This is a genomic window from Cysteiniphilum halobium, from assembly GCF_003574425.1.
Classification (GTDB): domain Bacteria; phylum Pseudomonadota; class Gammaproteobacteria; order Francisellales; family Francisellaceae; genus Caedibacter; species Caedibacter halobius.
The window spans coordinates 1-23177 of record NZ_QLIU01000036.1 but is presented as its reverse complement, the minus strand read 5'-3'; the positions used below and the strand labels follow the sequence as shown (position 1 = coordinate 23177).

Sequence of the window (23177 nt, the reverse complement as noted above, 5' to 3'; positions counted from 1 at the left end):
GTCTATAGCATTTTGATTTAAAACTTTGCAAAAATAGGAGTAGAGCCTTGAAAAACTTACTAGGCGGTATGAAACAGCAAGGTAAAGATTTAGAGTTTGACCGTATTCGTGTCGGTCTTGCGTCACCTGAAATGATTCACTCATGGTCATATGGTGAAGTGAAAAAACCAGAAACCATTAACTATCGTACATTCAAGCCAGAAAGAGATGGTTTGTTCTGTGCTAAGATCTTTGGTCCGATCAAAGATTATGAGTGTTTGTGTGGTAAATACAAGCGTTTAAAGCATCGTGGTATCATTTGTGAGAAGTGTGGTGTTGAAGTCACTCAAGCGCGTGTGCGTCGTGAGCGTATGGGGCATATCGATCTTGCTTGCCCTGTAGCACATATTTGGTATTTGAAATCATTACCATCGCGTATTGGTTTGTTGTTAGACATGACATTGCGCGATATCGAGCGTATTTTATATTTTGAAGCATATGCAGTGACTGATCCTGGCATGACGCCTTTTGAAAAAGGACAGTTATTAAATGAAGAAACGTATCTTGATGCATTAGAAGAGTATGGTGATGAGTTTGAAGCACAAATGGGTGCTGAAGCAATTCAAAAGTTATTGATCGACACCGATCTTAATCATGAGATTGAAACCATTCGTGAGGAAATCCCAGCAACCAATTCAGAAACAAAGCTTAAGAAATTAACAAAGCGTTTGAAATTATTAGAATCATTCCGTGAATCAGGTAATAAACCTCAATGGATGATTATGACGGTTCTGCCTGTGTTACCACCAGATCTACGCCCGCTGGTGCCATTAGATGGTGGACGCTTTGCAACCTCTGATTTAAATGATTTGTATCGCCGTGTGATTAATCGTAACAATCGTTTAAAGCGTCTTTTGGAGTTAAGTGCGCCTGATATTATCGTGCGTAATGAAAAGCGTATGTTACAGGAGTCCGTTGACGCCTTATTAGATAACGGTCGTCGTGGACGTGCGGTAACTGGCTCGAATAAGCGTGCCTTGAAATCATTAGCTGATATGATTAAAGGTAAGCAAGGGCGCTTCCGTCAGAACCTTTTAGGTAAGCGTGTTGATTACTCTGGGCGTTCTGTAATTACCGTTGGTCCAACACTACGTTTACACCAATGTGGTTTGCCAAAGAAGATGGCATTAGAGTTATTTAAGCCATTTATTTATTCTAAGCTTGAGCATTATGAGCATGCGACAACAATTAAAGCAGCTAAGAAGATGGTTGAGCGTGAAGAAGCGGTCGTTTGGGATATCTTGGAAGAGGTCATCCGCGAGCATCCGGTGCTTCTTAACCGTGCACCAACACTTCATAGATTAGGTATTCAAGCATTTGAACCGACCTTGATTGAAGGTAAGGCGATTCAGTTGCACCCACTAGTATGTACTGCGTTTAATGCAGACTTTGACGGGGATCAAATGGCGGTTCACGTACCATTAACGATTGAAGCGCAGCTTGAAGCGCGTGTACTTATGATGTCAACCAATAACATCTTGTCCCCTGCAAGTGGTTCCCCCGTGATCGCACCAACTCAGGATATTGTACTAGGTCTTTATTATGTGACGCGTGAGAGAGTTAATGCTAAGGGTGAGGGCAAATTATTTGCTGATTTACTACATGTTCAGCGGGCGTATGATGCCGGTGTTGTTGATATTCATGCGAAAATCAAAGTACGCTTGGACCATAAAGTATTACTTGAGTCTGGTGAATATATCGATGAGAAAGGTATTGTTGAAACAACGGTTGGTCGCGCTTTATTGTCAAGCATCCTACCAGAGGGCTTACCGTTTTCACTGATTAACCAACCATTGACCAAGAAAACAGTCGGTAAAATTATTGATCAGTGCTATCGCCGTTTAGGTACAAAAGCCACCGTGATTTTTGCTGATCAGTTGATGTATGCTGGTTATAAATATTCAACAAAATCAGGTATTTCAATCGGTATTAACGATATGATTATTCCGGAAGCAAAGGTTGGTATTTTGGCTGAAGCTGAGGGTCAGGTTAAAGAGATTTCTGAGCAATATGCAAGTGGTTTGGTCACTGCTGGTGAGCGTTATAATAAAGTGATTGATATTTGGTCTCGTGCTAATGAGAAAGTGGCTAAGTCAATGATGGAAGTGATCGCGAAAGAAAAAGTTGCTGATAAAATGGGTCATGAAATTGAACAAGAATCGTTTAATTCAGTATACATGATGGCAGATTCGGGTGCGCGGGGTTCCGCAGCACAGATCAGACAGCTTGCCGGTATGCGTGGACTCATGGCAAAACCAGATGGTTCGATTATTGAAACACCAATTACAGCAAACTTCCGTGAAGGTCTATCGGTATTGCAGTATTTTACCTCAACACATGGTGCGCGTAAGGGTCTTGCTGATACTGCATTAAAAACGGCAAACTCAGGTTACTTAACGCGTCGTCTTGTTGACGTGGCACAGGATCTTGTGATTATTGAAGATGATTGTGGCACGCAAAAAGGTCTAACCGTTTCTGCCTTGATTGAAGGAGGGGATGTGGTTGTGCCATTAGGTGAACGCTTATTAGGTCGAGTTAATGCCGAAGACATTTACAAACCAGGTGAAGATGAGATCTTGGTTGAAGCCGGCACATTGCTTGATGAGAAAGTCGTTGAGCTGATTGAGAAAAATGGTGTTGATCAGGTGGTGATTCGTTCATCAATCACATGTGAAACACGCCGTGGCTTATGTGCTAAATGTTATGGGCGTGACCTTGCACGTGGACACTTGGTTAATATGGGTGAGTCAGTTGGTGTTGTTGCCGCTCAATCCATTGGTGAGCCAGGCACACAGTTAACAATGCGTACGTTCCATATTGGGGGTGCTGCATCTCAGGATACAGCTGAGAATAATGTTCAGATCAAAAATGGCGGACGTATTAAATTTAATAATATTAAAACGGTTAAAAATCGTGAAGGTAACCATGTAGTCGTTTCGCGTTCTGGTGAAATTAGTATTATCGATAAGTTCGGACGTGAGCGTGAGAAGTACAAAGTACCATACGGTGCTGAGTTACCAGTGAACGATGATGCTCAGGTGAAAGCAGGTGCTGTTGTTGCAACATGGGATCCACATACACATCCAGTGGTTGCTGAGGTTGCTGGACACATCAACTTTGTTGACTTTATCGATGGTGTGACCATGAAGCACCAAGCAGATGAAATGACAGGACTTTCAAGTATTGTTATTACGTCTGACTCACAAAAAAGTGGTAATAGAGACATCAAACCGTTGGTACGCTTAATTGATGAAGTTGGCGAAGAGTTATGCTTCCCGAATACAAATATTCCAGCAAGCTATTTCATGCCAATTGGTGCGATTTTGAATATTGAAAATGGCACAAAGATCGAAGTGGGTGACGTCATTGCACGTATTCCGCAAGAAGGTTCTAAAAACAAAGATATTACGGGTGGTTTACCACGCGTTGCAGACTTGTTTGAAGCGCGTCGTCCGAAGGATGCTGCAATCATGGCAGAGATTTCAGGTATTGTCAGCTTTGGTAAAGAGACAAAAGGCAAGCGTCGTTTGATCATTTCACCAGAAGATATGGACCCAATTGAAATCATGATCCCTAAATGGCGTCATATTAACGTATTTGAAGGTGAGCACGTTTCTAAGGGTGAAATCATTTCTGATGGACCATTAGATCCGCATGAAATCTTACGTTTAAAAGGCGTGCATGAACTTGCAGATTACATTATCAATGAAATCCAAGAAGTTTATCGCTTACAAGGTGTGGGTATTAACGATAAGCATATCGAGACGGTTATTCGTCAGATGTTGCGTAAGGTGAATATCTTAGCAGCAGGAGATAGTAAGTTCGTTGATGGTGAGCCTGTTGAATTAGTTCAAGTCTTGGAAGAGAACGAGAAATTACGTGCTGAGGGCAAATTAGAAGCGATTTATGAACCAATTTTATTGGGGATCACAAAAGCATCGTTGTCTACAGAGTCGTTCCTTTCTGCAGCGTCTTTCCAAGAGACAACACGTGTGTTAACCGAAGCGTCAGTTAGTGGACAAGAGGATCAGCTGCGTGGCTTGAAAGAAAACGTATTGATTGGACGCTTGATTCCATCAGGCACAGGTTTAGCGCATCATCAAGAGCGTAAGCGTAGACACTTACAAGAACAAGAAGCATTAGAAACAGGTCCATCGATGGATGAGCTTGAAATGGCTTTAAGTGCTGCATTGAATGCAGATACTGAAGAAAATAGTGTTGACCTTGAAGATCTATTTGTTGTCGGTAATGATGATCTTGATGAAAACAAAAGACAAGATGATGATGAGGACTATGACGAGTAATCATTAATTTTCTGAAGTCAAATATAACTTGAAGCCTCGTTGGGAGTATCCTAACGGGGCTTTTTTGTTTGTGTGTTTGATTATGGCGTGGTCGCATTTATTGCTTCTTGTAAAAAGCCCACTTTATCGCGAGCGCGCATTAAAGCGGTTCCTGCTAGAACGCCATCATAAGTACATCCAAAGCGATGGAGGTCGCTTGGGGTTTTAGCGCCTGATAAGCTTAATAATGTAATATTTTTAGGTATTCTTTTTTGTAGACGTGCGATATTATCCGTGTCCATCTCAAGTGTATCTAAGTTACGATTGTTAACACCGATTAATTTGGCGTTACAGGCTAAGGCCATTTCGGTTTCTTCTTCATCAAATACTTCAACCAGTGCAGTCATATTCAGTGATTCCACGCATTGAATAAGTTCTTGCAAGCGAATTTTGTCTAAGCAGCGCACAATTAAAAGACAAGCATCAGCACCGTTAAGGCGTGCTTGATAGATCTGTTTTTCATCAATAATAAACTCTTTACATAAAATTGGTATCGTAACTACGTCGCGTATTTTGCGAATATCTTCAAAACTGCCACCAAAAAAAGGCTTATCGGTTAAAATAGATAACGCACAAGCACCGCCTGCTTGATAGGCTTTGGCAATGGTAATCGGATCATAGTTTGGATCAATGATACCTTCAGAAGGAGATTTGGGTTTAAGCTCAGCAATAATTGCTGGCTTATGCGTCTTAATGGCTTGTAGGAAGTCATATTTTGCAGGTGTTAATGCTGCAGGGGTTGGATCAGGTAAAAGTTTAAGCTCTTGACGCTTTGATTCAATAATTTTTTGTAAAATCACGTTATGTCCTTATTACTTTATGTGTACACTATTAAAAAATAAAAATGTTGAAATGTGTTATGAAATTATCAGGATTTACCTTTTTACGCAATGCCGAAGAGTTGTGTTTTCCCTATATTCAATCGATTCAGTCTATTTTGCCGATTTGTGATGAGTTTGTGATTGCTTTGGGGCAGTCACAAGATAATAGTCCAGAAATATTACATCAACTGGTGAAAGAGCACCCTAAAATTAAAATTATTGAAACAGTGTGGAATGAGCATATGCAGGTAAAGGGTTATACCTATGCACAGCAAAAAATGATTGCGCAATTTGCTTGTACTGGGGATTGGCTTTTTTATTTAGAGGGTGATGAGATCGTGCATGAGAATGATCTTGAAGCAATTAAAGAAGCATTGTATCGTTATAAAGATGACCAGGAGGTTGAGGCTTTGGCATTTCATTATTATCATTTTTATGGCAATACCAATACCTATCTTTCGTCACCAACCTGGTATCGTTATGCGCCAAGAATTATCAAAGCAAGTGTCAGAAGTTACGCACCAGATGGTTTGTACTGGTTAGTACTTGACCCTAAAAACTCCAATCGTATCGCACGTTATCCAAAAGCAAAGTTACTGGATAACTATATTTATCATTACGGTTGGGTGCGCCCAGAGGCTGCGATGAGTAAGAAAATCAGTCAGGTCAATAAACACTGGGGAAAATCCGAAGGTTTTGATTCCAAATACAGTGATATCGATCATCAAATTTTAACGGAATTTAAGGGGACACACCCTAAGATCATTGATGGCTTTTTTGCCAAAGAAGGAGGGCTTTTTAAAGCGAACCCTAGGCATATTCTAACAAAAAAAGAAAAGCGTCAGCGCTTTAAAATGAAACTGGAGAAATTATTCGGTTTGGATTTAAGTCGGAAGTATTTCAAAAAAATTTAGCATAAAAGTTTTGACAGCAACAAAAAACAAACGGTATAGTAAAAAAGTCGTGTTACTACGACGAAATATAAATAATATTTAAAAGAATTAAAGAAGAGGTGCGCAAGCTACAGCGTTTTTGGGAAGATCATAACATCTACTGATCAAAAATAAGCTAGAGTGAGTGCCGAAAGTAATGATGTGTTATGACTGAATTACTTGGGTCTGCTGCTGAAAGGCAGCAGGACTGTCACGTCAACAAAGACGTGGGGCGCTTCGGTTGTATTTGTATCTTTGTCAAATTTTGCAAAAGCCGTAACCCCGTGTCGATAAATGGAGAGGCTTTATGCAAAACCCTTTTGTCGTCGCGAAGTTTGGAGGCACGAGTGTCGCTAATCTAAACGCGATCTGCCAATGTGCAGAAATTATCAAATCTTCGCCAAGTGTGCGACTGGTGGTCGTCAGTGCACAATCAGGTGTTACAAATCTCTTGATTAAGTTAGCCTATCACTTAACATCTGTTGATGAAATAGAGAATATTGTAGGCAAAATTCAGACTGTTATATTGCCGATTGTTGCGAAGATTGATTGTACTAACCTGCAAACAGATATACAACAAAAGATAGATGATCTTAGATTCTTGGCACAAATGAGTGTGCGTCTTAATACCAAAGAGTTAAGTGACGAGATATTATCATTTGGTGAGCGAATATCAGCACAACTGGTTGCGGCAATCTTTAGGCAGAAAAAGATTAATGCACAGTATTTTAATGTGCAAACGGTGATGAAAACCAATAGTAATTTCTCTCAGGCAAAACCAAATCTTGATGTCATCAAAGAACAAGTTACAACCCATATGCTATCGTTGTTGCAGGCTGATCAAGTGCTTGTGTGCGAAGGATTTATTGGCATGGACTCAAAAGGTAAAACAACGACTTTAGGTCGTGGGGGGAGCGACTATAGTGCTGCTCTTTTAGCGCAAGCCTTACAGGCAAAGTCTGTGAAAATCTGGACCGATGTTGCTGGTATTTATGAAGCTGATCCACGGATTATTCCACAAGCGAGAGCCATTGAGAGTCTAAGCTTCAATGAAGCAGCAGAGCTTGCTACCTTTGGCGCTAAAGTTCTGCATCCGGCGACCTTATGGCCAGCAATCAGTAGCAATATTGATGTGTTTGTTGGATCTACTTTTTCACCTAAAATGGGTGGCACTTGGATTAGTGCTAAAGCAAATAGTTTAAAAGAACCACCACAAATTCGTGCGATTGCTGAGCGTAAAAATCAGCTTTTAATGACACTCAAAAGCTTTGATATGTTCCATGCCCAAGGTTTTTTGGCTACAGTATTTAGCATCTTGGCTAAACATAATATATCTGTAGACTTAGTGACAACCAGTGAGGTTAGTATTGCTCTAACCTTGGATCATATTGGCAGTCAGTCAATTGGTGAAAGCTTATTAACGCAAGCATTATTAGACGAGTTGCAGTCAATTGGTAATATTGAGATTAGCATCGAGCACAATTTATCACTCATTGCAGTGGTGGGTAATCGGTTGCATCAACATAAAGGGATAAGTGCTAAGCTATTTTCTGCCCTTGAAAGTTACAATGTTCGCCTTTTCACGCATGGCGCAAGCGGGCATAATATCTGTCTGTTAGTAGCAACAGAGGATGCAAAGAGTGTAATGATGGATATTTATACACAACTCTTTAGTGAATTCACTAAGGAGAGTGTGCGATGAAGGTAGCAGTAATCGGTCGTGGTAAAACGGGTAAAGCTGTATTGGAGTTATTGAAAGAAGATGAAATAAGTGATGTATTTGATTCACATAATTTAGTCACTGTTGAAAAACTTAATAAGGCAACTGTGGCGATTGTTTTTGTCAGTGCTGATGTGCTAAGGCAAATATTGCCAGTGCTGATGCAGAGCAAAGTATCTGTCATTTGTGGTACCACAGGGTTTCATTATGATGAAATATTTATACAGCGTATCAGACAATCAGAGCAAACGTGGGTAGTAGCGAATAACTTTAGTTTATCAATGGTGCTTATTAAAGAGATGCTCAATACCTTGGGTAATTTACAAAACCTAGTGACAAACAGTCGTTTTCAATTAACTGAAACACATCACACACAAAAGCTTGATGCGCCAAGTGGTACTGCTGTGTCATGGCAATCATGGCTTAATGTGAAAGAATGCCCTATTGAATCTATTCGCAAAGAAGATGTAAAGGGTGAGCATATCTTAAGGGTGGACAATCCATATGAAACAATTGAGTTAAAGCATGTGGCGAATGATCGCAAGCTTTTTGCTGAAGGTGCGGTATGGAGTGCGCGATTTGTGTATGAGAATAAGTTAAATGCTGGGTTGTATCAGTTTGATGAATTAGTAAGAGGTGTGTCATGGCAATAAATCTCAATAATAATATATATACAGCAGTGGTTACGCCAATGCTTGAAAATGGTGAGATTGATTTTATTAGCTTTGAGCGATTGTTGCGTAAACAAGAATCAGCTCATTGCGGTGTATTGATTTTAGGTAGTACAGGTGAGGCTTTAGCATTGAGCTATGAAGAGCAATGCCAAGTGGTCGTATTTGCCTGTAGCTTAGCACTCAAGGTTCCTTTGCTTGTTGGTGTTGGTGGCTATCAACTACATCAACAGTTGAAGTGGGTTGCGTTTTGTAATACGCAGGCAGTTGATGGATTTTTGATGATAACACCAATTTATGCTATACCAGGCACTAAAGGTCAGATTGCTTGGTTTAGCACATTATTAGATAGGGCAAAAAAACCCTGTATGTTATATAACGTGCCATCAAGAACGGGTGTTAATCTTTGTTTTGATGCCTTTGCTGCACTCAAAAACCATCCAAATTTGTGGGCATTAAAAGAAGCCTCCGGCGATATCTCTCGATTTAAGTGCTATGTACAAACAGCACCACATATTAATGTATATAGTGGTGAAGATGCGATGATGCCAGAGCTTGCCAAAGTTGGTGGCAAGGGCTTAATATCAGTCGTTTCTAATCTGTGGCCAAAAGAAGCTAAAGCGTATGTTGAAACTTCTTTGCGTTTTAGCGCTGATGAAACCTTAAGTCGTTTATGGCAAGATGCCACTGCTGCTTGTTTTAGTGTGGCAAATCCGATTCCAGCAAAAGCATGGCTTGCATATACTGGTGTTATCGGTAGTGATACATTGCGCTTGCCGTTGATTGCATCAGAGCTTACAAGTATCGCGCGTTTGCAGCAAGCGGATGCCGCGATTCAAAGTTATTATGAGCATATATGTGCCAATTAAACCCAATGAATAAAAAATACATTTCAAAATAAGGAAGACAAACGATGAGCTGGGAGAATACCCTACAAGATTTACAAACAGGTAAATTGCGTTCAGCAGAGCGTCAAGAGAATGGGCAGTGGCAAGCTAATGTGGCAGTTAAAGAGGCGATTTTAGCTGCATTTAGAGCTGGAAAAAACATGGATTTTACGGAAGGTTATCAAGGCTTTGTCGATAAGCACAATTTGCTCCCAAGACGCTTTACTGTTGCCGATGGTGTGCGTATGGTGCCAGGTGGGTCTGCGGTAAGGGCTGGTGCTTATATTGCACCATCGGTTGTAATTATGCCACCGGCATATGTTAACACCGGTGCTTACGTTGATGAAGGTACAATGATTGATAGCCATGCATTGGTCGGTTCTTGTGCGCAGATTGGTAAACATGTTCACTTATCAGCAGGGGTTCAAATCGGCGGTGTGCTTGAACCTGTGGGTATGAACCCTGTAGTTATTGAAGACCATGTATTTGTTGGTGCAGGCGTTGTGATTGTTGAAGGAATTGTTGTTAAACGGCGTGCGGTCATTGCGCCATCAGTGATATTATCACGAGGTGTTAATGTGTACGATTGTGTCAATGAACGCATGCTTGATAGAGGTGAGGCGATTCCAGAGGGTGCAGTTGTGATACCTGGTACAAGGCCATTGACACACACTTGGGCAAAAGACCAAGGCTTACAAGCAGCATGCCCGATTATTGTCAAATATCGTGATGATAAGAGTGATCATGCACTTAGTTTGGAGGAGGCATTGCGTTAATGGTTGATATCACACACCACCGTAAGGTATTAGTTGATTTAACCAAAGAGATCCATACATCCTTTTTTTTCTATGATCTAGATACTTTGCAATCTCATATAAAAGCGTTACAGAAATTGCCAGTAAAGCTATGGTATGCGCTTAAAGCCAACCCGTTATCAGCGATTATTAACATTTTACATAGTGAAGGGATGCGTTTTGATGTCGCTAGTATTGGTGAGCTCGATCAGGTCTTAAAGCAAGGTGTTGATCCTGCGCGTATCTTGCATACAGGTCCTGCTAAGTCTTATGAGCAGTTGTTATATTTCATCGAACAAGGAGTGCGTAAATTTATCATTGAGAGCACGCAACAATTGCAGGATTTGCAAAGCATAGCTTATGAAAAACAAAAACACGTTGAGGTATTATTACGTGTGCAATTACAGTGGCAAAATCAAGAGAGAAACGTTTTAGGTGGTGAGTGTGTGACGCCATTTGGCTTATCTCCTGATGACTGGATCACTTATGCAAAAAGTAATGTGCTTGATCACCCTTATATACATATTTTGGGTTTTCATTGTTTCCAATGGGGCAATATCCTCTCTTTGGATAAACTTGAAAAAATCTGGTTCACGATTGCCAGTACATTACACAAATTAGCAAAAAGCATGGCCATTGATTTACGCGTATTAGATTTAGGGGGTGGTTTAGGTATTGACTACCAAAGTAAGGGTCAAGAGCTGACATTAACTGAGATTAACTCATTGATTCTCAAGCTTAAAAATCATTATCCGCAAACAGATATTTGGCTAGAGCTTGGACGTTATGCTGTTGCCAAATGTGGGGCTTATGTTACAGCAGTAGTTGATCGTAAAACAGTTTATGGGCGTGATATGTTGATCTTGGAAGGAGGAAGTCAGCATTTGATGCGTCCAACATTGACATCAGAGGCTTTTCCGGTAAGCCTTTTAAAAGAAAGTGATGCTAGCTTATCAGAGATTCATTTGCATGGCGCATTATGTACAAGCTTGGACTATTTAGGCAAAGTCCAGCTCCCTGATGATGTCAAAGTAAAAGATCATGTTATTTTCCATCATACAGGCGCCTATGGATTTACTGAGAGTATGCCATTTTTTTTGTGTCATGTGTTGCCTGCAGAGGTGACATATCAAAAAGGGCAAGTTAAGATATGCAGAAGAGCACAAGCCGCAGGAGTATGGCTGAAATGAAAGAAATGAAAAGCTATATTACAAAATCCTTGATTGAAGTTGGACAGAATGCTTCAGGAGAAACAATCACAGTAACGAAGTATACGATTAAAGGACAAGATGCAAGTGCCAAGAAAGTTTATATTCAAGCAAGTATGCATGCCTCAGAAATTCAAGGTAATGCCGTAATCTTGAATTTGCTTACACATTTTAATGAAGAGCAGCCACAAGGTGATATTACGATCATTCCTCAGTGCAATCCGATTGGGCGTGATATGCTGGTAGGAGCCGGGCATCAGGGACGTTTTGACGCAACCAATGGTGACAACTGGAATCGCTATTATTTTAAACTCGAGATTGATTATAAAGCGTTTGCCAAAGAGCATCTTAAAAGCTCTGCAGCGGAATATGCTAAAGCGTTGCGTGATAAGATTAGTATGCAAATTAAAAAGGCGCTTAGCAGTGATTTTGGCTTATCGCGTGCGCGACGTTTAAACTATACCATGCAGTTAGAAGCATTGCAGGCAGATATTATTTTGGATTTGCATACTGATAGCTACGCCATTGATTATCTATATAGCCCGCAATATGCCAAGGACAGTGCAGAAAACCTTGGGTTTGAGTATGTGTTATTGATTGAAAATAAATGTAATGGTGCGTTAGATGAGGCAGGGTCTTATCCCTGGTGGAGTCTGCAACAGGCATTTATACAATTAGGTAGAAATGAACCTGTGTTGGTTGATAGCTTCACTCTTGAGTTAGGATCAGAAGAGTTAATTGATCATAAAAAAGCGCAGACTCAAATGCATCGTATATTGAACTATCTTGCGACAAAGAAAGTAGTCAAAACAAGTAATATATACCAACAAGCATGTGCCAAACATATTGCCTTTTGTGATGAAGATTCTTTTCGATCGATTTACGCGCAATCAGGTGGATTATATGAGTGGTTTGTTACTCCAGGAGTGAGTTTTAGCAATGGGCAGGTGCTAGGCAGATGCATACAAATGGCAGATGCTAAAACACGCGAAATAAGTTATCCATTTGACGGAATTATCGTAAGTATTCACAGCAAAGGTGCATTACAACAAGGCAGTCATTTACTAGATGTGGTTGTTGATAGATCCCAAAAATAACTTGCAATTATTTGTCTGATTCGTACGCATACCACTTTTAGTTTTGTATAATATCGAGCCACCAATAATAGCTACTTTTTGTATATATCCCTACAATAATGTTTCAAGTTGTGCTGAAGTATATTCTAATAAAGTAAAGGGTTGATAAAAGCAAAAAGCGTTACGATGGGCATATTTCTATCAGACCTTCATCATCATTGCTAATTACTTCGTCATTCCATAAGAAAAATTCATCGCTATTACCATCAATCGTGATCATTGGATATTTCACAATGTTAAAAAATGGCGAATAATCAAAATCACAAGGCACAAAAAGTCTAGGATTACGAGCAATCGCTTCAAAGTAGTTGCCTGAAGATTTCTTTTCAATGGTTGGCAGGATAGGAAACCGCGCTTGGATAAATGCTTGGGCTAACAGCAAAGAGCAGGTCATTTTTGCATGCCCCTTTGCATTGTGTTGAAAAATACTTGATCGCCATTTACGTGGTAAAATCATCCATGGGAATAAAAAACGTGCTAAATCAAACACCTGTCGATTATCATAAGGCTTACCTAGATTAGCTATTGCATAATTAAAAGCAGTTGTGATTTGCGTTTTAGAAATCCCTTTCGGTCGGCATATTCTAATATGTTCATGTGTGTATTCTTTTAGATTTTTAACGACAACACCTTCTCCAAGAATGCTTTCAATAATAATGTGATGATGTTCAAGATGCGGATTAAATTGCAATAAAGTATGTTGTAACTGTGGCTCAAGCTGATCAAGTTGACCGATATATAAAGCAGCATGGGTCCAAATGCTGCGGGTGATATAGCTAATTACACGTGCTATGCGTGAGCGTCCTTCAATCAACAATACATCGCAAGGCAAAACGACACGACTCAATGATTGATAGTCAGATAATGCTAATTTGCGTGCTTTATCCACATTATGCGTGAGAAAGCGAATGAGGTAGTTACTAAGTGTGTTGCGAAAGAACATGTGTTGCCTTGATTGGTGACTTTGAATAATTAATGTTTAGCAGAAATCTTGTATTTTTCCAAGGTAACAAGCTGATTGCGTTTAATCAATTCGTAACTGACTATACCGCTTGTAAATCATTTTGTTGGCAGTATATCACCTTTCCTTTTTTTAAAAGTCCCGGCATAATCTTTAGCCTTTACAGGGTGAGGATTATAGTGATGCAATCAAAAAAGAAAGTTATTGTCGCATCAGCGATTGGTACATTTGTTGAATGGGCGGAGTTTAGCTTTTATGGCTATCTGGCGTTTAAATTCGCACATTTGTTTTTTCCAGAAGATACTCCCTATGCAATGCTATTAAGTTTATGTGTATTTGCTGCAAGCTATTTAGCTCGCCCCTTTGGTTCCATTGCTTTTGGAATAATTGGGGATAAATTTGGGCGCAAAAAAGCCCTATCTTTAAGTCTCACTCTTATGGGATTGGCAACTTTGTGCATTGGGCTCTTGCCAAGCTATGAAAGTATTGGTATTGCTGCACCTTTAATTTTACTTCTTCTGCGGATTGTCCAAGGTATTTCTGTGTCCGGTGAGTTTACAGGAGCTGCAATTTTTGTGGCAGAGCATTATCATGGGGGCTTTAAGAATCTAGCTGTGAGCTGGGTAAGTTTTGCTGCAGCTTTGGGCATGATGTCGGGGGCGGCAATGGCATCAATCGTTTCATTACCCATAATGCCGGGATGGTTTTGGCGTGTGCCATTTTATTTGGGGTTTGTTGGTTGCTTAATTGGACTTTATTTTCGTGTAAACACTACCGAAAGTCCTGAGTTTGAGAGCGTTCGAGTTAATAAAGCATTTTTTAATGGCGTCAAAGCATTTAAAGGTTATACAAATCAGTTAATGCAATGCTTCTTTATTGCTGCATTTGTTGGTGTATATATCTATATTTGTAATTTATGGTGGGTATCTTTTGTGATTCAACGTGGACTGTTAACGAGTGAAAATGCACATTGGATTGCCACCTTTGGTGTAGCTGTTGTTACTCTGTTAACACCGATAGCAGCACTGTTTGCTGATAGACTAGGTACACAAAAGATGTTAAAAGCGGGGCTTTTAAGTAGTATTGTCACTGTGCCTGCTTTGTTCTGTTTATCAATATTCTCAAATGCTTATTTGGCAATGTGTGCACAAGTTTTATACGCGATAAGTAATATCTTGGTTACAGGCAGTATGTTTCGTTATTTAGTAGACATTTTTCCGGTTAATATTCGCTATACCGGCATGGGGGTAGCTTGGAGTGTTTCAGTGGCTATTTTTGGTGGTACTGCACCACTTGTTGCACAATTCTTAGCAATCAATTTGGCAAATATTGCTTATGTTGTTATTTATATTTGTATTATTGCCTTAGTTGCGTTTATCAGTGTTGCTAAGTCTAAGTAGTTAATCATTATTAAGTTAAGTCTTACGATTGCCTCTGACCTGTGCAGCTTAAGCTGCATGACTTCTTCTGCAAAGGGGATGCAAGAAATAGCACAACTTAACTTTATTATTGCTAAGGGTAAATCGTTCTAATATCAGTAACCATCATATTGGCTTTAACTGCATTGATAAGTCCAGGTTTGCCATCTTCAAAAACATGACATTTATCATAATCAACACCTAGTTTATCGGCGATCAAGGTGAAGGCTTCGGGTGTATCCTTGGTCGGATGATCATCGTCGGCTGTAATGATAAATTCAAAATGGTCTTGAATATCAAGTGCTTGAAGTGTTTTAATCACATTTCTACGCATCCCCCCAGAGATCACTACCATTGGCAGTTTCCGATGATAACGTTTTATAAGATCAAGGACTGGTTGAATAGCAATAACGTGATCCATCTTTTCCTCAGCAAGAGTTTCTTTTTCATGTACCATTTTGTGTAAATCAAAACGCTTCTTATCTTCACTGGTAGTTAACATTTGTAATATTTGCAAAGTGGGAATGCCATTGTAATGAGCAAGCTCAGCAGGGCTTAGATTAAAGTGGTAGCGTCCGGCAATTGTATGCCATGCTTCATTGTGAATTACCATCGTATCAGCAATGGTGCCGTCGCAATCAAAAATTAAGGCTTGGGTTTTCGGATGAATGTAAATCATAAAATTATTTCCAAAATTTGTTAAATTCTGCTGTGTCATTATTGACATAATTATCAGGCTTTAGCAAACTTTTGCGCACTAAATTGTTGTCAATTAATGTAAGATTACAAAACCTAAGGAGATAATCATGACGGTATTAGTAGGACGCAAGGCACCTGAGTTTACAGCGCCAGCAGTGCTAGCAAATGGTGAAATTGTAGATGCATTAAGTTTTGAGAAAGCACGTGATGGTAAATATGCGGCAGTTGTTTTTTACCCGCTTGATTTTACTTTTGTTTGCCCATCTGAGCTAATTGCGCTTGATAAACGTGTTGATGAGCTTAAAAAGCTAGGTGTTGAAGTTTTTTCGGTGTCAATTGATTCACATTTCACACATAATGCATGGCGCAATACATCAGTTAATGATGGTGGTATAGGAGCTGTTAAATACACTATGGTTGCTGATATTAACCATAGTATTGTTAAAGCATATGGTGTTGAGCATCCTGAAGCAGGTGTGGCTTTTCGTGGTACGTTCTTGATTGATAAAGACGGTATCGTCAGACATCAAGTAGTCAATGACCTTCCATTGGGGCGTAATATGGACGAATTAGTGCGCATGGTTCAAGCATTACAATTCTTCGAAAAATATGGTGAAGTATGCCCAGCTGGCTGGAAAGAAGGTGACAAAGGTATGAAGGCGTCACCGCAAGGTGTTGCTGCTTATTTGGCAGAAAATGCTGAATCTTTGTAATTTTTTATAAAAAAATCTATGATTTGCTTGAAAATTTAAAATAAAGTGATACCTTTGTCGGTGTGTAGTCTTTCGACGGCAAAGAAGCCGACAAAAAAGGAATCGTTTTTTAATAAAGATGTAAGTTTTAAAACAGTTGAGGAGAAACTATGAAACTTAAGATGATCGTAGCAGCGGTTGCTGCAACTGCAAGCGCTTCAGCTTTCGCAGCAGGTTCAATGAATGATCAAGTACAAAACGGTGGCGGTATCGTTAACGTGCGTACAGATGCAAGTTATTCACAACAAATGCTAAACAACCAGCAAGTCACTGGCTCTGTTTTAGATATCCTTAATGCGCGTAAGTCTGGCGATCTAGCTCCTAATGCTATCTATATTGGTGGTAAGGGTGAAATTTATGCAAGCTATCAAAATACGTCAGGTGTGGTCACTGGTATTCACCCAAGTGGAGCAACAGTAAATAATAACAGTTCAACTGAAATTAAAATGCCTTATGCTGATTTAGCATTTACATCAACGATTGGTAACTGGGTTACTGGTTTTGCTGATGTTCAAGTTTCAAATGCGGCTTCTAGCAATGTAACATTACCAAATGCATTCTTTGTTGTTGGTAACTTGGCTAAGTCACCATTTTATGCTTTTGGTGGTAAAAAAGTGGTTGAATTTGGTAAGTTTGATTCAGTGACTAATTTTATGCCGACATTAACGCGTGCTTACTTTATGGCGTACGGTGGTCAAGTCGGTGCTGGTTTTAGCATGAATGGTCTTAATGCAACTGCAACGTTGATGAACGGTAAGGGTGAGGCATTAATGAACTCACAAGCATCGGGTGCTAATCAAATTAATAATTTTGCATTAAATGCATCGTACAATGGTAAAGCAGGTAACTTAGATTACTATGCCGGTGCAGGCTGGGTTAATGCAACTGGTTTCTCTGAAGATAGAGCTGGTATGAATAATAAAATGGTTGGTGCATTAGACTTTAACGCGGGTGTAACTGTCCAAGGTCTGGCTGTTAATGGTGAATTCTTGGTAACCACTTCTGGCGTTAGCGGTATGAACCAAACTTCTGTTTATGGCAATGCTACAGGTGGTTCTAATACGGCAACTGGTGCTTCCAATAGAGATACTACTGGTATTACGGCATTTGGCTTTAACGCACTTCCAGTATTAGTAAGTTTTGATTCAGGCTCTACTGTTAAGGCTTGGAGCTTAGACTCTTCTTACACTATGCCAGTAGCAGGCAAAGATATGGTGCCTTATGTATCGTATAGCCAAGTAGCACAAAACTCTGATAACAACTTATATCAAATTGAAGTTGGTACACGTTACAATGTGGTTGATACAATTTGGGTTGGTGGTTCTTATAACTACATGTCTGGCAAATCATCAGGTAGCAGTGTTGGTAAATTCAATACATTAATGTTAGATGCTACAGTTTATTTCTAATTTAATTAGTTAGCTTTAACACTTTAAAGGCCGCAATTGCGGCCTTTTTTGTTTTAAAGGGTGGGGGAGAGATGACAAGAGTTTTATATTTATTGATACTGATGATACCATGTGCTTTATATGCAGGTGAAGTATCACAAACAGTAATGCAGGCGATGCTAAGTCCATATGCACTCATTGCATTGGCTGTTTTTGTTATTGCTTATATCTTAGTAATGCTTGAAGATGTGATTCATTTGGCTAAATCAAAACCGGTGATTTTAGCCGCTGGCATTATTTGGGTGTTGACGGCAATTGTTGGCAAAATCAATGGACAGAGTGATATTGTTAAGATAAGCCTTAATAAGGGCTTACTGGAATACGGTGAGTTGTTATTGTTTTTGCTGGTGGCAATGACCTATATTAATGTGCTGGAGGAGCGTCATGTTTTTGAAAAGCTAAAAGCATTACTTCTTAAAATGGGCTTGCGCTTTAAAGGTATTTTTTGGTTAACAGGACTTTTGTCATTCTTTATCTCACCATTTGCAGATAATTTGACAACGGCATTAATCTTAAGTGCAGTGGTGCTTTCTGTTGCTAGGAGGGGAGAGACTAAATTTATTTGCCTGTCTTGTATTAATATCGTTGTTGCTGCTAATGCTGGTGGTGCATTTAGTCCATTTGGTGATATCACGACCTTAATGGTATGGCAGGATGGTGTTGTACCATTTACCCATTTCTTCGCATTATTTATTCCAGCATTTGTGAGTTTTCTCATTCCGGCAATCGTTATGAGTTTTTTCCTGCCTAAAGGTGATGACTATGACAATAATCTGGTACAGGTTAAGCTCAAACCAGGTGCGGTTATTGTAATTGTGATGTTTCTTCTTACGGTAATAACTGCTGTACTTTTGCAAAACTTGCTAGATCTGCCCCCAGCACTTGGCATGATGACAGGCTTAGGTTATTTGATGTTTTTAGGTTTCTTTTTAAAGAAAAAAGCACGTGAGCATTTTGATGTATTTCAAAAAATTCAAATGATTGAATGGGATACATTGTTATTTTTCTTTGGTATTTTACTTGCTGTACAAGGCTTAGCAACGTTAGGTTATTTAGAAGTGTTATCTAATTTCCTTTATCACGATGTGCCAAGTGCTCTGCCGCAAGTTTTTGATCATATAACTCAAGCGAATATTTTGATTGGACTACTATCAGCCATTGTTGATAATATTCCGGTGATGTTTGGGGTGTTAACGATGCATCCGCCATTAACCGAGGGTCAGTGGCTATTAGTGACCTTAACCACAGGTATTGGTGGCAGCTTGCTATCGATTGGTTCTGCCGCTGGTGTTGCTGTGATGGGTAAAGCGCATGGACAGTATACTTTTTTAGGGCATTTGAAGTGGAGCTTAGTGATTTTATTGGGATACTTTGCTAGTATTGCAACGCATCTTTTGATAAACCAAGCTTTTTTTTAGTTAATCATTATAAAGGTAATCAATGACAGAAAAATCACGTTTTTATGCCCCAAAATATTGGGGGTTGCACCTTGGCTTTCTCTTTTTGCGTGGATTTGTATATTTGCCCTATCGTTGGCAGATGAAGATAGGGGCACTTCTTGGGCGCGTGAGCTACCCTTTTTTGAAGCGTCGTAAACAGATTACATTAACTAATCTAAAGATTGCTTTTCCGAATAAAAGCGAACAAGAACTTGAGAAACTATGTAAGAAATGTTTTGAATCTATTGGCATTTCTGGTGTTGAAACGGCGATTGCCTGGTTTATGCCAAAGAAGCGTTTTAATAAAATCAAGTTTGATACACATGGGATGATACACTTTGAGGATGCACATGATAATAAGCAGCAAGGGGCGTTATTATTAGGCTCACATTTTACTTGTATGGAGGTGATTGGACGCTTTATCGGTGAACATTACAGTCCCTTTTATCTTGTCTATCAAAAACATAAAAACCCACTATTTGAACAGGTGATGACTTCATCGCGTCAAGTGTATGTTAGTCAATGCTTACAACGCAAGAATGTTGTATCTATTGTTAAGGCACTAAAAAAAGGTGGGTCAGTGTGGTACGCTCCAGATCAGGATTTTGGTGCAGAGCGTAGCATTTTTGTTCCTTTTTTTGGTAAAGAATGTGCAACTTTGGTTGCAACATCATGGTTGGCAGAGAAAACAGGTGCACAAGTTGTACCGTGCTATTATACGCGCAAGACAGATTTATCAGGTTATGATATCTATGTATTACCAGCGCTTGATCATTTCCCCTCAGGTGATGATTATCAAGATGCACTCAGATATCACCATATTTTAGAGAAAGCAATCATTGATTTCCCAGATCAGTACTTATGGCAACATCGACGTTATAAGTCGCGTCCACAAGGTCAGACGAGTATTTACTAATGAAACGTTTATCTTATTTTCGAAACATCTTAATCCTTGGGTTATGTAGCATATTGCTATCATCATGTGCTTTATTACAAACTCATGTGGTCAATACGCCAGAAGTCGAAGTTTTCAAAAGCCAAAATCTAAGACTACCAACTCCTAATAAGCTTGATTTGCACTTTAATGTAACTCAGATTTTAAGCTCAGAATATACGATAAAGGGCAAAAAAGAGTCCTATATAGCACAGGTTGAAGTAGAAGCATCAAAACAAAAAATTGTCATTGTTGCTGCTGCAGGCTGGGGGGGCTCGATCTTCTCGCTTGTTTATGACGGGGTTTCTATTGATAGCAGTAGTTTGCCAATGCCGCATGCTGATATGGGTGTTAAGCAAAGTCTGGTGGATTTTATTTTTACCTATGCGCCAACAAAGGTAATTAAAGAAATACTACAAACCACGAATATTAAAATACAGGTGCAAAAGAATTTGCGTCAATTTTATCTTAATGGGCAGCTCGTGATGCAGATTAACTATCAAAATCAACAAGATCTGTATGCAGATGTAACGCTTGAAAACTTTGTTTATCACTATCAAATAGTGATTAAGACGTTAAAAAGATAGCTAAATCATATACCACCGTATCCTGAGCGCAGTTAAAGGGAATGCGTGACTTCGACTGCGCTTAACCAACGCCTGATGATTAAACTAATATGCCACTCGTTCCCTGAGCAAAGCTGTTAAAGGGAAGTAAGTGGCTTTGGCTTCGCTCAGTTACACTTACAATAAAAATAGATGAGAATAATGATTCAATTAACTGAGCTTATCGCTAGCAACGTGATAATCAGGATCTTCAAGCACATTGACTTCAACAAGATTACCTGCTTTACCTAATAACTCCTTACATTCCAAGCTTAAGTGCCTTAAGTGTAAGTTTTTGCCAAGGTTGCTATAACATTCAGCAACATAAGCAATGGCATCAATGGCGGAGTGATCACTGACGCGTGAGTATTTGAAATCAATAATCACCTCAGTAGGATCATCCTCAGGTGCGAAGAGGCTTTTAAAGCGTGTGCTTGAGCTAAAAAATAAAGGACCGTGCAGAATATATTCTTTACTGCCATCGGCATTGATTTTGGCTTCAGCATGGATATTTTTTGCAGTTTGCCACGCAAACACCAATGATGCCAAGATCACACCTACAATAACAGCAATTGCAAGGTCCGTCATCACAGTGACAACGGTTACGACAATAATGATAAATGCGTCGTGTAAAGGGATCTTGCGAATAAATTTAAAGCTTGCCCATTCAAAGGTTTCAATCACTACCATAAACATGACCCCAACAAGGGCTGCAAGTGGAATGATTTTAATCAATGGCATGGCAATGACGATAAAGAATAACAAAAACACGGCGGCAGTGATGCCTGATAGACGGCCACGTCCGCCAGAGCTAATATTAATCATGCTTTGACCGATCATAGCACATCCACCCATGGCTTTGAAAAACCCTGAGATGATATTGCCAGCACCTTGGGCAATACATTCTTTGTTGCCACGACCACGTGTTTTGGTAATTTCATCAATCAAGGTCAATGTCATTAACGACTCCGAAAGCCCAATAATAGCTAGAATAAACGCATAAGGCACAATAATGGTGAGTGCATGCCAAGTAAATGGAATATGTGGGATGCTAAAGGCGTGATTAACAACGTCTTTGCCAGTACCAATCATATCGCCAACATTTAAAATATGATTGCCCGGTAATGGTATAAATAAGGCAATAACCGTGACAACGATAATTGCTGTCAATGCTGAGGGGATTGCTTTGGTGAATTTTGGTAAAAAATGTGTAATAAGCATAGCAAGTACGACAAGCCCGATCATGACATATAAATCAACACCTTGTAACCAAACTTTATGATCTAATCCAGTTGGCATGTATTTAAACTGCTGTAATTGCGATAAGAAAATGACAATAGCAAGGCCATTAACAAAGCCAACCATGACAGACTTAGGTAGCATGCGAATAAACTTACCAAAACCCAGTAATCCAATAACGATTTGAATGATTCCCGTTAGAATAACTGTGGCAAATAAGTAGTTCATACCAGTGATGGGATCATTTGGAAATAGTAGCATAATCGAAACCATAACGACTGCCATTGAGCCTGTAGCACCCGATATCATGCCGGGTCTACCACCGAAAACAGCAGTCATAAAGCACATAATAAAGGCGGCATATAAACCAACGGTGGGGTTAACGCCTGCAACCAAAGCAAAGGCAACAGCTTCAGGGATAAGAGCAAGAGCAACAGTCACTCCAGATAAGAAGTCACTCATGTGTTTGCCGTCTTGATTAGGCATTAAAAAGCGATTAACGCGCTGTAATAACATATATATAGAAGTTAATTTTGCTAAAAGTGGCATTCTACTACGTTATATACCCATCATAAACCATTTTAGAAAATTTCTTGCTTTGCATTTCCCGTGCTTTTGCTTAATTGGATTTTGGCAAATAAGCACCCAAAGACTCTGTCAAGGGCAGCTATTTTGCGCTTTGCTAAATCAAGTGGTTTAGCAGAGGAGCTTGTGTCGTCACTTATTCCAATTAATCGTAAAACCTACTTGCGTAGAAAAGAAGTAGGTATGCTTGATGCAAAAGAATCTGATCGTTTAATATTAATTGCAAAAGTATATGCGCATGCGCTTGAGGTATTTGGCAGTAAGGAAAAGGTTAATAATTGGCTTGCAACAAATAACCTTGCATTAGGTGAAAGAACGCCGCTTGAACTTCTAAAAAACTCCTTGGGCTGTCAGATTGTTGATAATCTACTCTATCGTATTTCCTATGGGATATATAGCTGATGATCGCTTGGCGTATTACGCAGAAGCAATTTGCAGATCCACCTTTGAATGGTTTAGGTGGGCTTTTTGCATCAGGTCGTTGCTCTGTACACGAAGAAAAATTTGCAAACTGCTGCTTGAAGCGCTATTTTTTCTTGATTTCGC

At 39.6% G+C, this 23177-nt stretch carries 19 protein-coding genes and 1 riboswitch; of the genes, 15 read left to right on the top strand and 4 right to left on the bottom strand.

From position 1 onward, the window contains the following. Window positions 1-68: 68 nt before the first annotated feature. Window positions 69-4343, top strand: a complete 4275-nt coding sequence (gene rpoC, locus DNK85_RS07805) for a DNA-directed RNA polymerase subunit beta' (protein WP_208123156.1) — start codon at window positions 69-71, stop codon at window positions 4341-4343. Window positions 4344-4423: 80 nt separating this feature from the next. Here rpoC and DNK85_RS07800 read toward each other — a convergent pair whose 3' ends face one another. Beyond that, window positions 4424-5182, bottom strand: a complete 759-nt coding sequence (locus DNK85_RS07800) for an indole-3-glycerol phosphate synthase TrpC (protein ID WP_119329023.1) — start codon at window positions 5180-5182, stop codon at window positions 4424-4426. 59 nt (window positions 5183-5241) lie between these two features. Between DNK85_RS07800 and DNK85_RS07795 the strand changes: the two genes are divergently transcribed. The 7 genes from DNK85_RS07795 to DNK85_RS07765 all read left to right on the top strand — a co-directional run bounded on the left by DNK85_RS07795 (window position 5242) and on the right by DNK85_RS07765 (window position 12512). Next, window positions 5242-6117 (top strand): glycosyltransferase family 2 protein, encoded by an 876-nt coding sequence (locus DNK85_RS07795; protein ID WP_119329022.1) that lies wholly within the window; start codon window positions 5242-5244, stop codon window positions 6115-6117. An 85-nt stretch (window positions 6118-6202) separates the two neighbouring features. Next, window positions 6203-6381: riboswitch (Lysine riboswitch) on the top strand. Between the two features lie 61 nt (window positions 6382-6442). After that, window positions 6443-7837, top strand: coding sequence for a lysine-sensitive aspartokinase 3 (gene lysC / locus DNK85_RS07790; RefSeq protein WP_119329021.1), 1395 nt, complete (start codon window positions 6443-6445; stop codon window positions 7835-7837). Next, window positions 7834-8508 (top strand): dihydrodipicolinate reductase C-terminal domain-containing protein, encoded by a 675-nt coding sequence (locus DNK85_RS07785; protein ID WP_119329020.1) that lies wholly within the window; start codon window positions 7834-7836, stop codon window positions 8506-8508. Before lysC ends, DNK85_RS07785 begins: the two co-directional genes overlap by 4 nt. After that, complete coding sequence (dapA, locus tag DNK85_RS07780; protein ID WP_119329019.1) at window positions 8499-9395, top strand: 4-hydroxy-tetrahydrodipicolinate synthase; 897 nt, start codon at window positions 8499-8501, stop codon at window positions 9393-9395. Before DNK85_RS07785 ends, dapA begins: the two co-directional genes overlap by 10 nt. A 44-nt stretch (window positions 9396-9439) precedes the next feature. Beyond that, window positions 9440-10189 (top strand): 2,3,4,5-tetrahydropyridine-2,6-dicarboxylate N-succinyltransferase, encoded by a 750-nt coding sequence (locus tag DNK85_RS07775; protein WP_119329018.1) that lies wholly within the window; start codon window positions 9440-9442, stop codon window positions 10187-10189. Further along, window positions 10189-11397, top strand: coding sequence for a PLP-dependent decarboxylase (locus DNK85_RS07770; RefSeq protein WP_119329017.1), 1209 nt, complete (start codon window positions 10189-10191; stop codon window positions 11395-11397). Before DNK85_RS07775 ends, DNK85_RS07770 begins: the two co-directional genes overlap by 1 nt. After that, complete coding sequence (locus tag DNK85_RS07765) at window positions 11394-12512, top strand: M14 family zinc carboxypeptidase (RefSeq protein ID WP_162896605.1); 1119 nt, start codon at window positions 11394-11396, stop codon at window positions 12510-12512. Before DNK85_RS07770 ends, DNK85_RS07765 begins: the two co-directional genes overlap by 4 nt. A 160-nt stretch (window positions 12513-12672) precedes the next feature. On the opposite strand, the gene DNK85_RS07760 is transcribed toward DNK85_RS07765, so the two are convergent. Further along, window positions 12673-13494 (bottom strand): YiiX/YebB-like N1pC/P60 family cysteine hydrolase, encoded by an 822-nt coding sequence (locus DNK85_RS07760; RefSeq protein ID WP_119329015.1) that lies wholly within the window; start codon window positions 13492-13494, stop codon window positions 12673-12675. Window positions 13495-13694: 200 nt separating this feature from the next. On the opposite strand from DNK85_RS07760, the gene DNK85_RS07755 reads away from it, so the two are divergent. After that, a complete protein-coding gene (locus DNK85_RS07755; protein ID WP_162896604.1) occupies window positions 13695-14912 on the top strand; it encodes an MFS transporter in 1218 nt (405 codons plus the stop codon). A gap of 112 nt (window positions 14913-15024) precedes the next feature. Here the strand turns inward: DNK85_RS07755 and DNK85_RS07750 are convergent, their stop codons facing one another. Next, the gene (locus DNK85_RS07750) at window positions 15025-15609 is read right to left on the bottom strand and encodes an HAD family hydrolase (protein WP_162896603.1); all 585 of its coding nucleotides are present in this window, start codon (window positions 15607-15609) and stop codon (window positions 15025-15027) included. A gap of 127 nt (window positions 15610-15736) precedes the next feature. Here DNK85_RS07750 and DNK85_RS07745 point away from each other — a divergent pair, with 127 nt between their 5' ends. The 5 genes from DNK85_RS07745 to DNK85_RS07725 all read left to right on the top strand — a co-directional run bounded on the left by DNK85_RS07745 (window position 15737) and on the right by DNK85_RS07725 (window position 20789). After that, the gene (locus DNK85_RS07745) at window positions 15737-16342 is read left to right on the top strand and encodes a peroxiredoxin (RefSeq protein WP_119329012.1); all 606 of its coding nucleotides are present in this window, start codon (window positions 15737-15739) and stop codon (window positions 16340-16342) included. A 149-nt stretch (window positions 16343-16491) separates the two neighbouring features. Continuing rightward, window positions 16492-17790, top strand: a complete 1299-nt coding sequence (locus DNK85_RS07740; RefSeq protein ID WP_119329011.1) for an LbtU family siderophore porin — start codon at window positions 16492-16494, stop codon at window positions 17788-17790. Between the two features lie 71 nt (window positions 17791-17861). Continuing rightward, complete coding sequence (nhaD, locus tag DNK85_RS07735) at window positions 17862-19247, top strand: sodium:proton antiporter NhaD (protein ID WP_119329010.1); 1386 nt, start codon at window positions 17862-17864, stop codon at window positions 19245-19247. Window positions 19248-19269: 22 nt separating this feature from the next. Further along, window positions 19270-20184, top strand: a complete 915-nt coding sequence (locus DNK85_RS07730) for a lysophospholipid acyltransferase family protein (RefSeq protein ID WP_119329009.1) — start codon at window positions 19270-19272, stop codon at window positions 20182-20184. After that, window positions 20184-20789 carry a DUF3261 domain-containing protein gene (locus DNK85_RS07725; RefSeq protein ID WP_119329008.1) on the top strand — a complete coding sequence of 202 codons (606 nt, stop codon included), beginning with the start codon at window positions 20184-20186 and terminating at the stop codon, window positions 20787-20789. The genes DNK85_RS07730 and DNK85_RS07725 overlap by 1 nt, the downstream gene beginning before the upstream one ends. Before the next feature lie 189 nt (window positions 20790-20978). Here DNK85_RS07725 and DNK85_RS07720 read toward each other — a convergent pair whose 3' ends face one another. Then, on the bottom strand, window positions 20979-22532 hold the full coding sequence (locus DNK85_RS07720; RefSeq protein WP_119329037.1) for a SulP family inorganic anion transporter: 1554 nt from the start codon (window positions 22530-22532) through the stop codon (window positions 20979-20981). Window positions 22533-22655: 123 nt separating this feature from the next. Here DNK85_RS07720 and parS point away from each other — a divergent pair, with 123 nt between their 5' ends. Continuing rightward, window positions 22656-23033, top strand: coding sequence for a type II RES/Xre toxin-antitoxin system antitoxin (gene parS / locus DNK85_RS07715; RefSeq protein ID WP_328587295.1), 378 nt, complete (start codon window positions 22656-22658; stop codon window positions 23031-23033). The last annotated feature ends 144 nt before the right edge of the window (window positions 23034-23177 follow it).

Coding starts and splice junctions, on each gene's coding strand:
- rpoC (WP_208123156.1), top strand. CDS start 69: ATGAAACAGCAAGGTAAAGATTTAGAGTTTGACCGTATTCGTGTCGGT.
- DNK85_RS07795 (WP_119329022.1), top strand. CDS start 5,242: ATGAAATTATCAGGATTTACCTTTTTACGCAATGCCGAAGAGTTGTGT.
- lysC (WP_119329021.1), top strand. CDS start 6,443: ATGCAAAACCCTTTTGTCGTCGCGAAGTTTGGAGGCACGAGTGTCGCT.
- DNK85_RS07785 (WP_119329020.1), top strand. CDS start 7,834: ATGAAGGTAGCAGTAATCGGTCGTGGTAAAACGGGTAAAGCTGTATTG.
- dapA (WP_119329019.1), top strand. CDS start 8,499: ATGGCAATAAATCTCAATAATAATATATATACAGCAGTGGTTACGCCA.
- DNK85_RS07775 (WP_119329018.1), top strand. CDS start 9,440: ATGAGCTGGGAGAATACCCTACAAGATTTACAAACAGGTAAATTGCGT.
- DNK85_RS07770 (WP_119329017.1), top strand. CDS start 10,189: ATGGTTGATATCACACACCACCGTAAGGTATTAGTTGATTTAACCAAA.
- DNK85_RS07765 (WP_162896605.1), top strand. CDS start 11,394: ATGAAAGAAATGAAAAGCTATATTACAAAATCCTTGATTGAAGTTGGA.
- DNK85_RS07760 (WP_119329015.1), bottom strand. CDS start 13,494: ATGTTCTTTCGCAACACACTTAGTAACTACCTCATTCGCTTTCTCACG.
- DNK85_RS07755 (WP_162896604.1), top strand. CDS start 13,695: ATGCAATCAAAAAAGAAAGTTATTGTCGCATCAGCGATTGGTACATTT.
- DNK85_RS07750 (WP_162896603.1), bottom strand. CDS start 15,609: ATGATTTACATTCATCCGAAAACCCAAGCCTTAATTTTTGATTGCGAC.
- DNK85_RS07745 (WP_119329012.1), top strand. CDS start 15,737: ATGACGGTATTAGTAGGACGCAAGGCACCTGAGTTTACAGCGCCAGCA.
- DNK85_RS07740 (WP_119329011.1), top strand. CDS start 16,492: ATGAAACTTAAGATGATCGTAGCAGCGGTTGCTGCAACTGCAAGCGCT.
- nhaD (WP_119329010.1), top strand. CDS start 17,862: ATGACAAGAGTTTTATATTTATTGATACTGATGATACCATGTGCTTTA.
- DNK85_RS07730 (WP_119329009.1), top strand. CDS start 19,270: ATGACAGAAAAATCACGTTTTTATGCCCCAAAATATTGGGGGTTGCAC.
- DNK85_RS07725 (WP_119329008.1), top strand. CDS start 20,184: ATGAAACGTTTATCTTATTTTCGAAACATCTTAATCCTTGGGTTATGT.
- DNK85_RS07720 (WP_119329037.1), bottom strand. CDS start 22,532: ATGCCTAATCAAGACGGCAAACACATGAGTGACTTCTTATCTGGAGTG.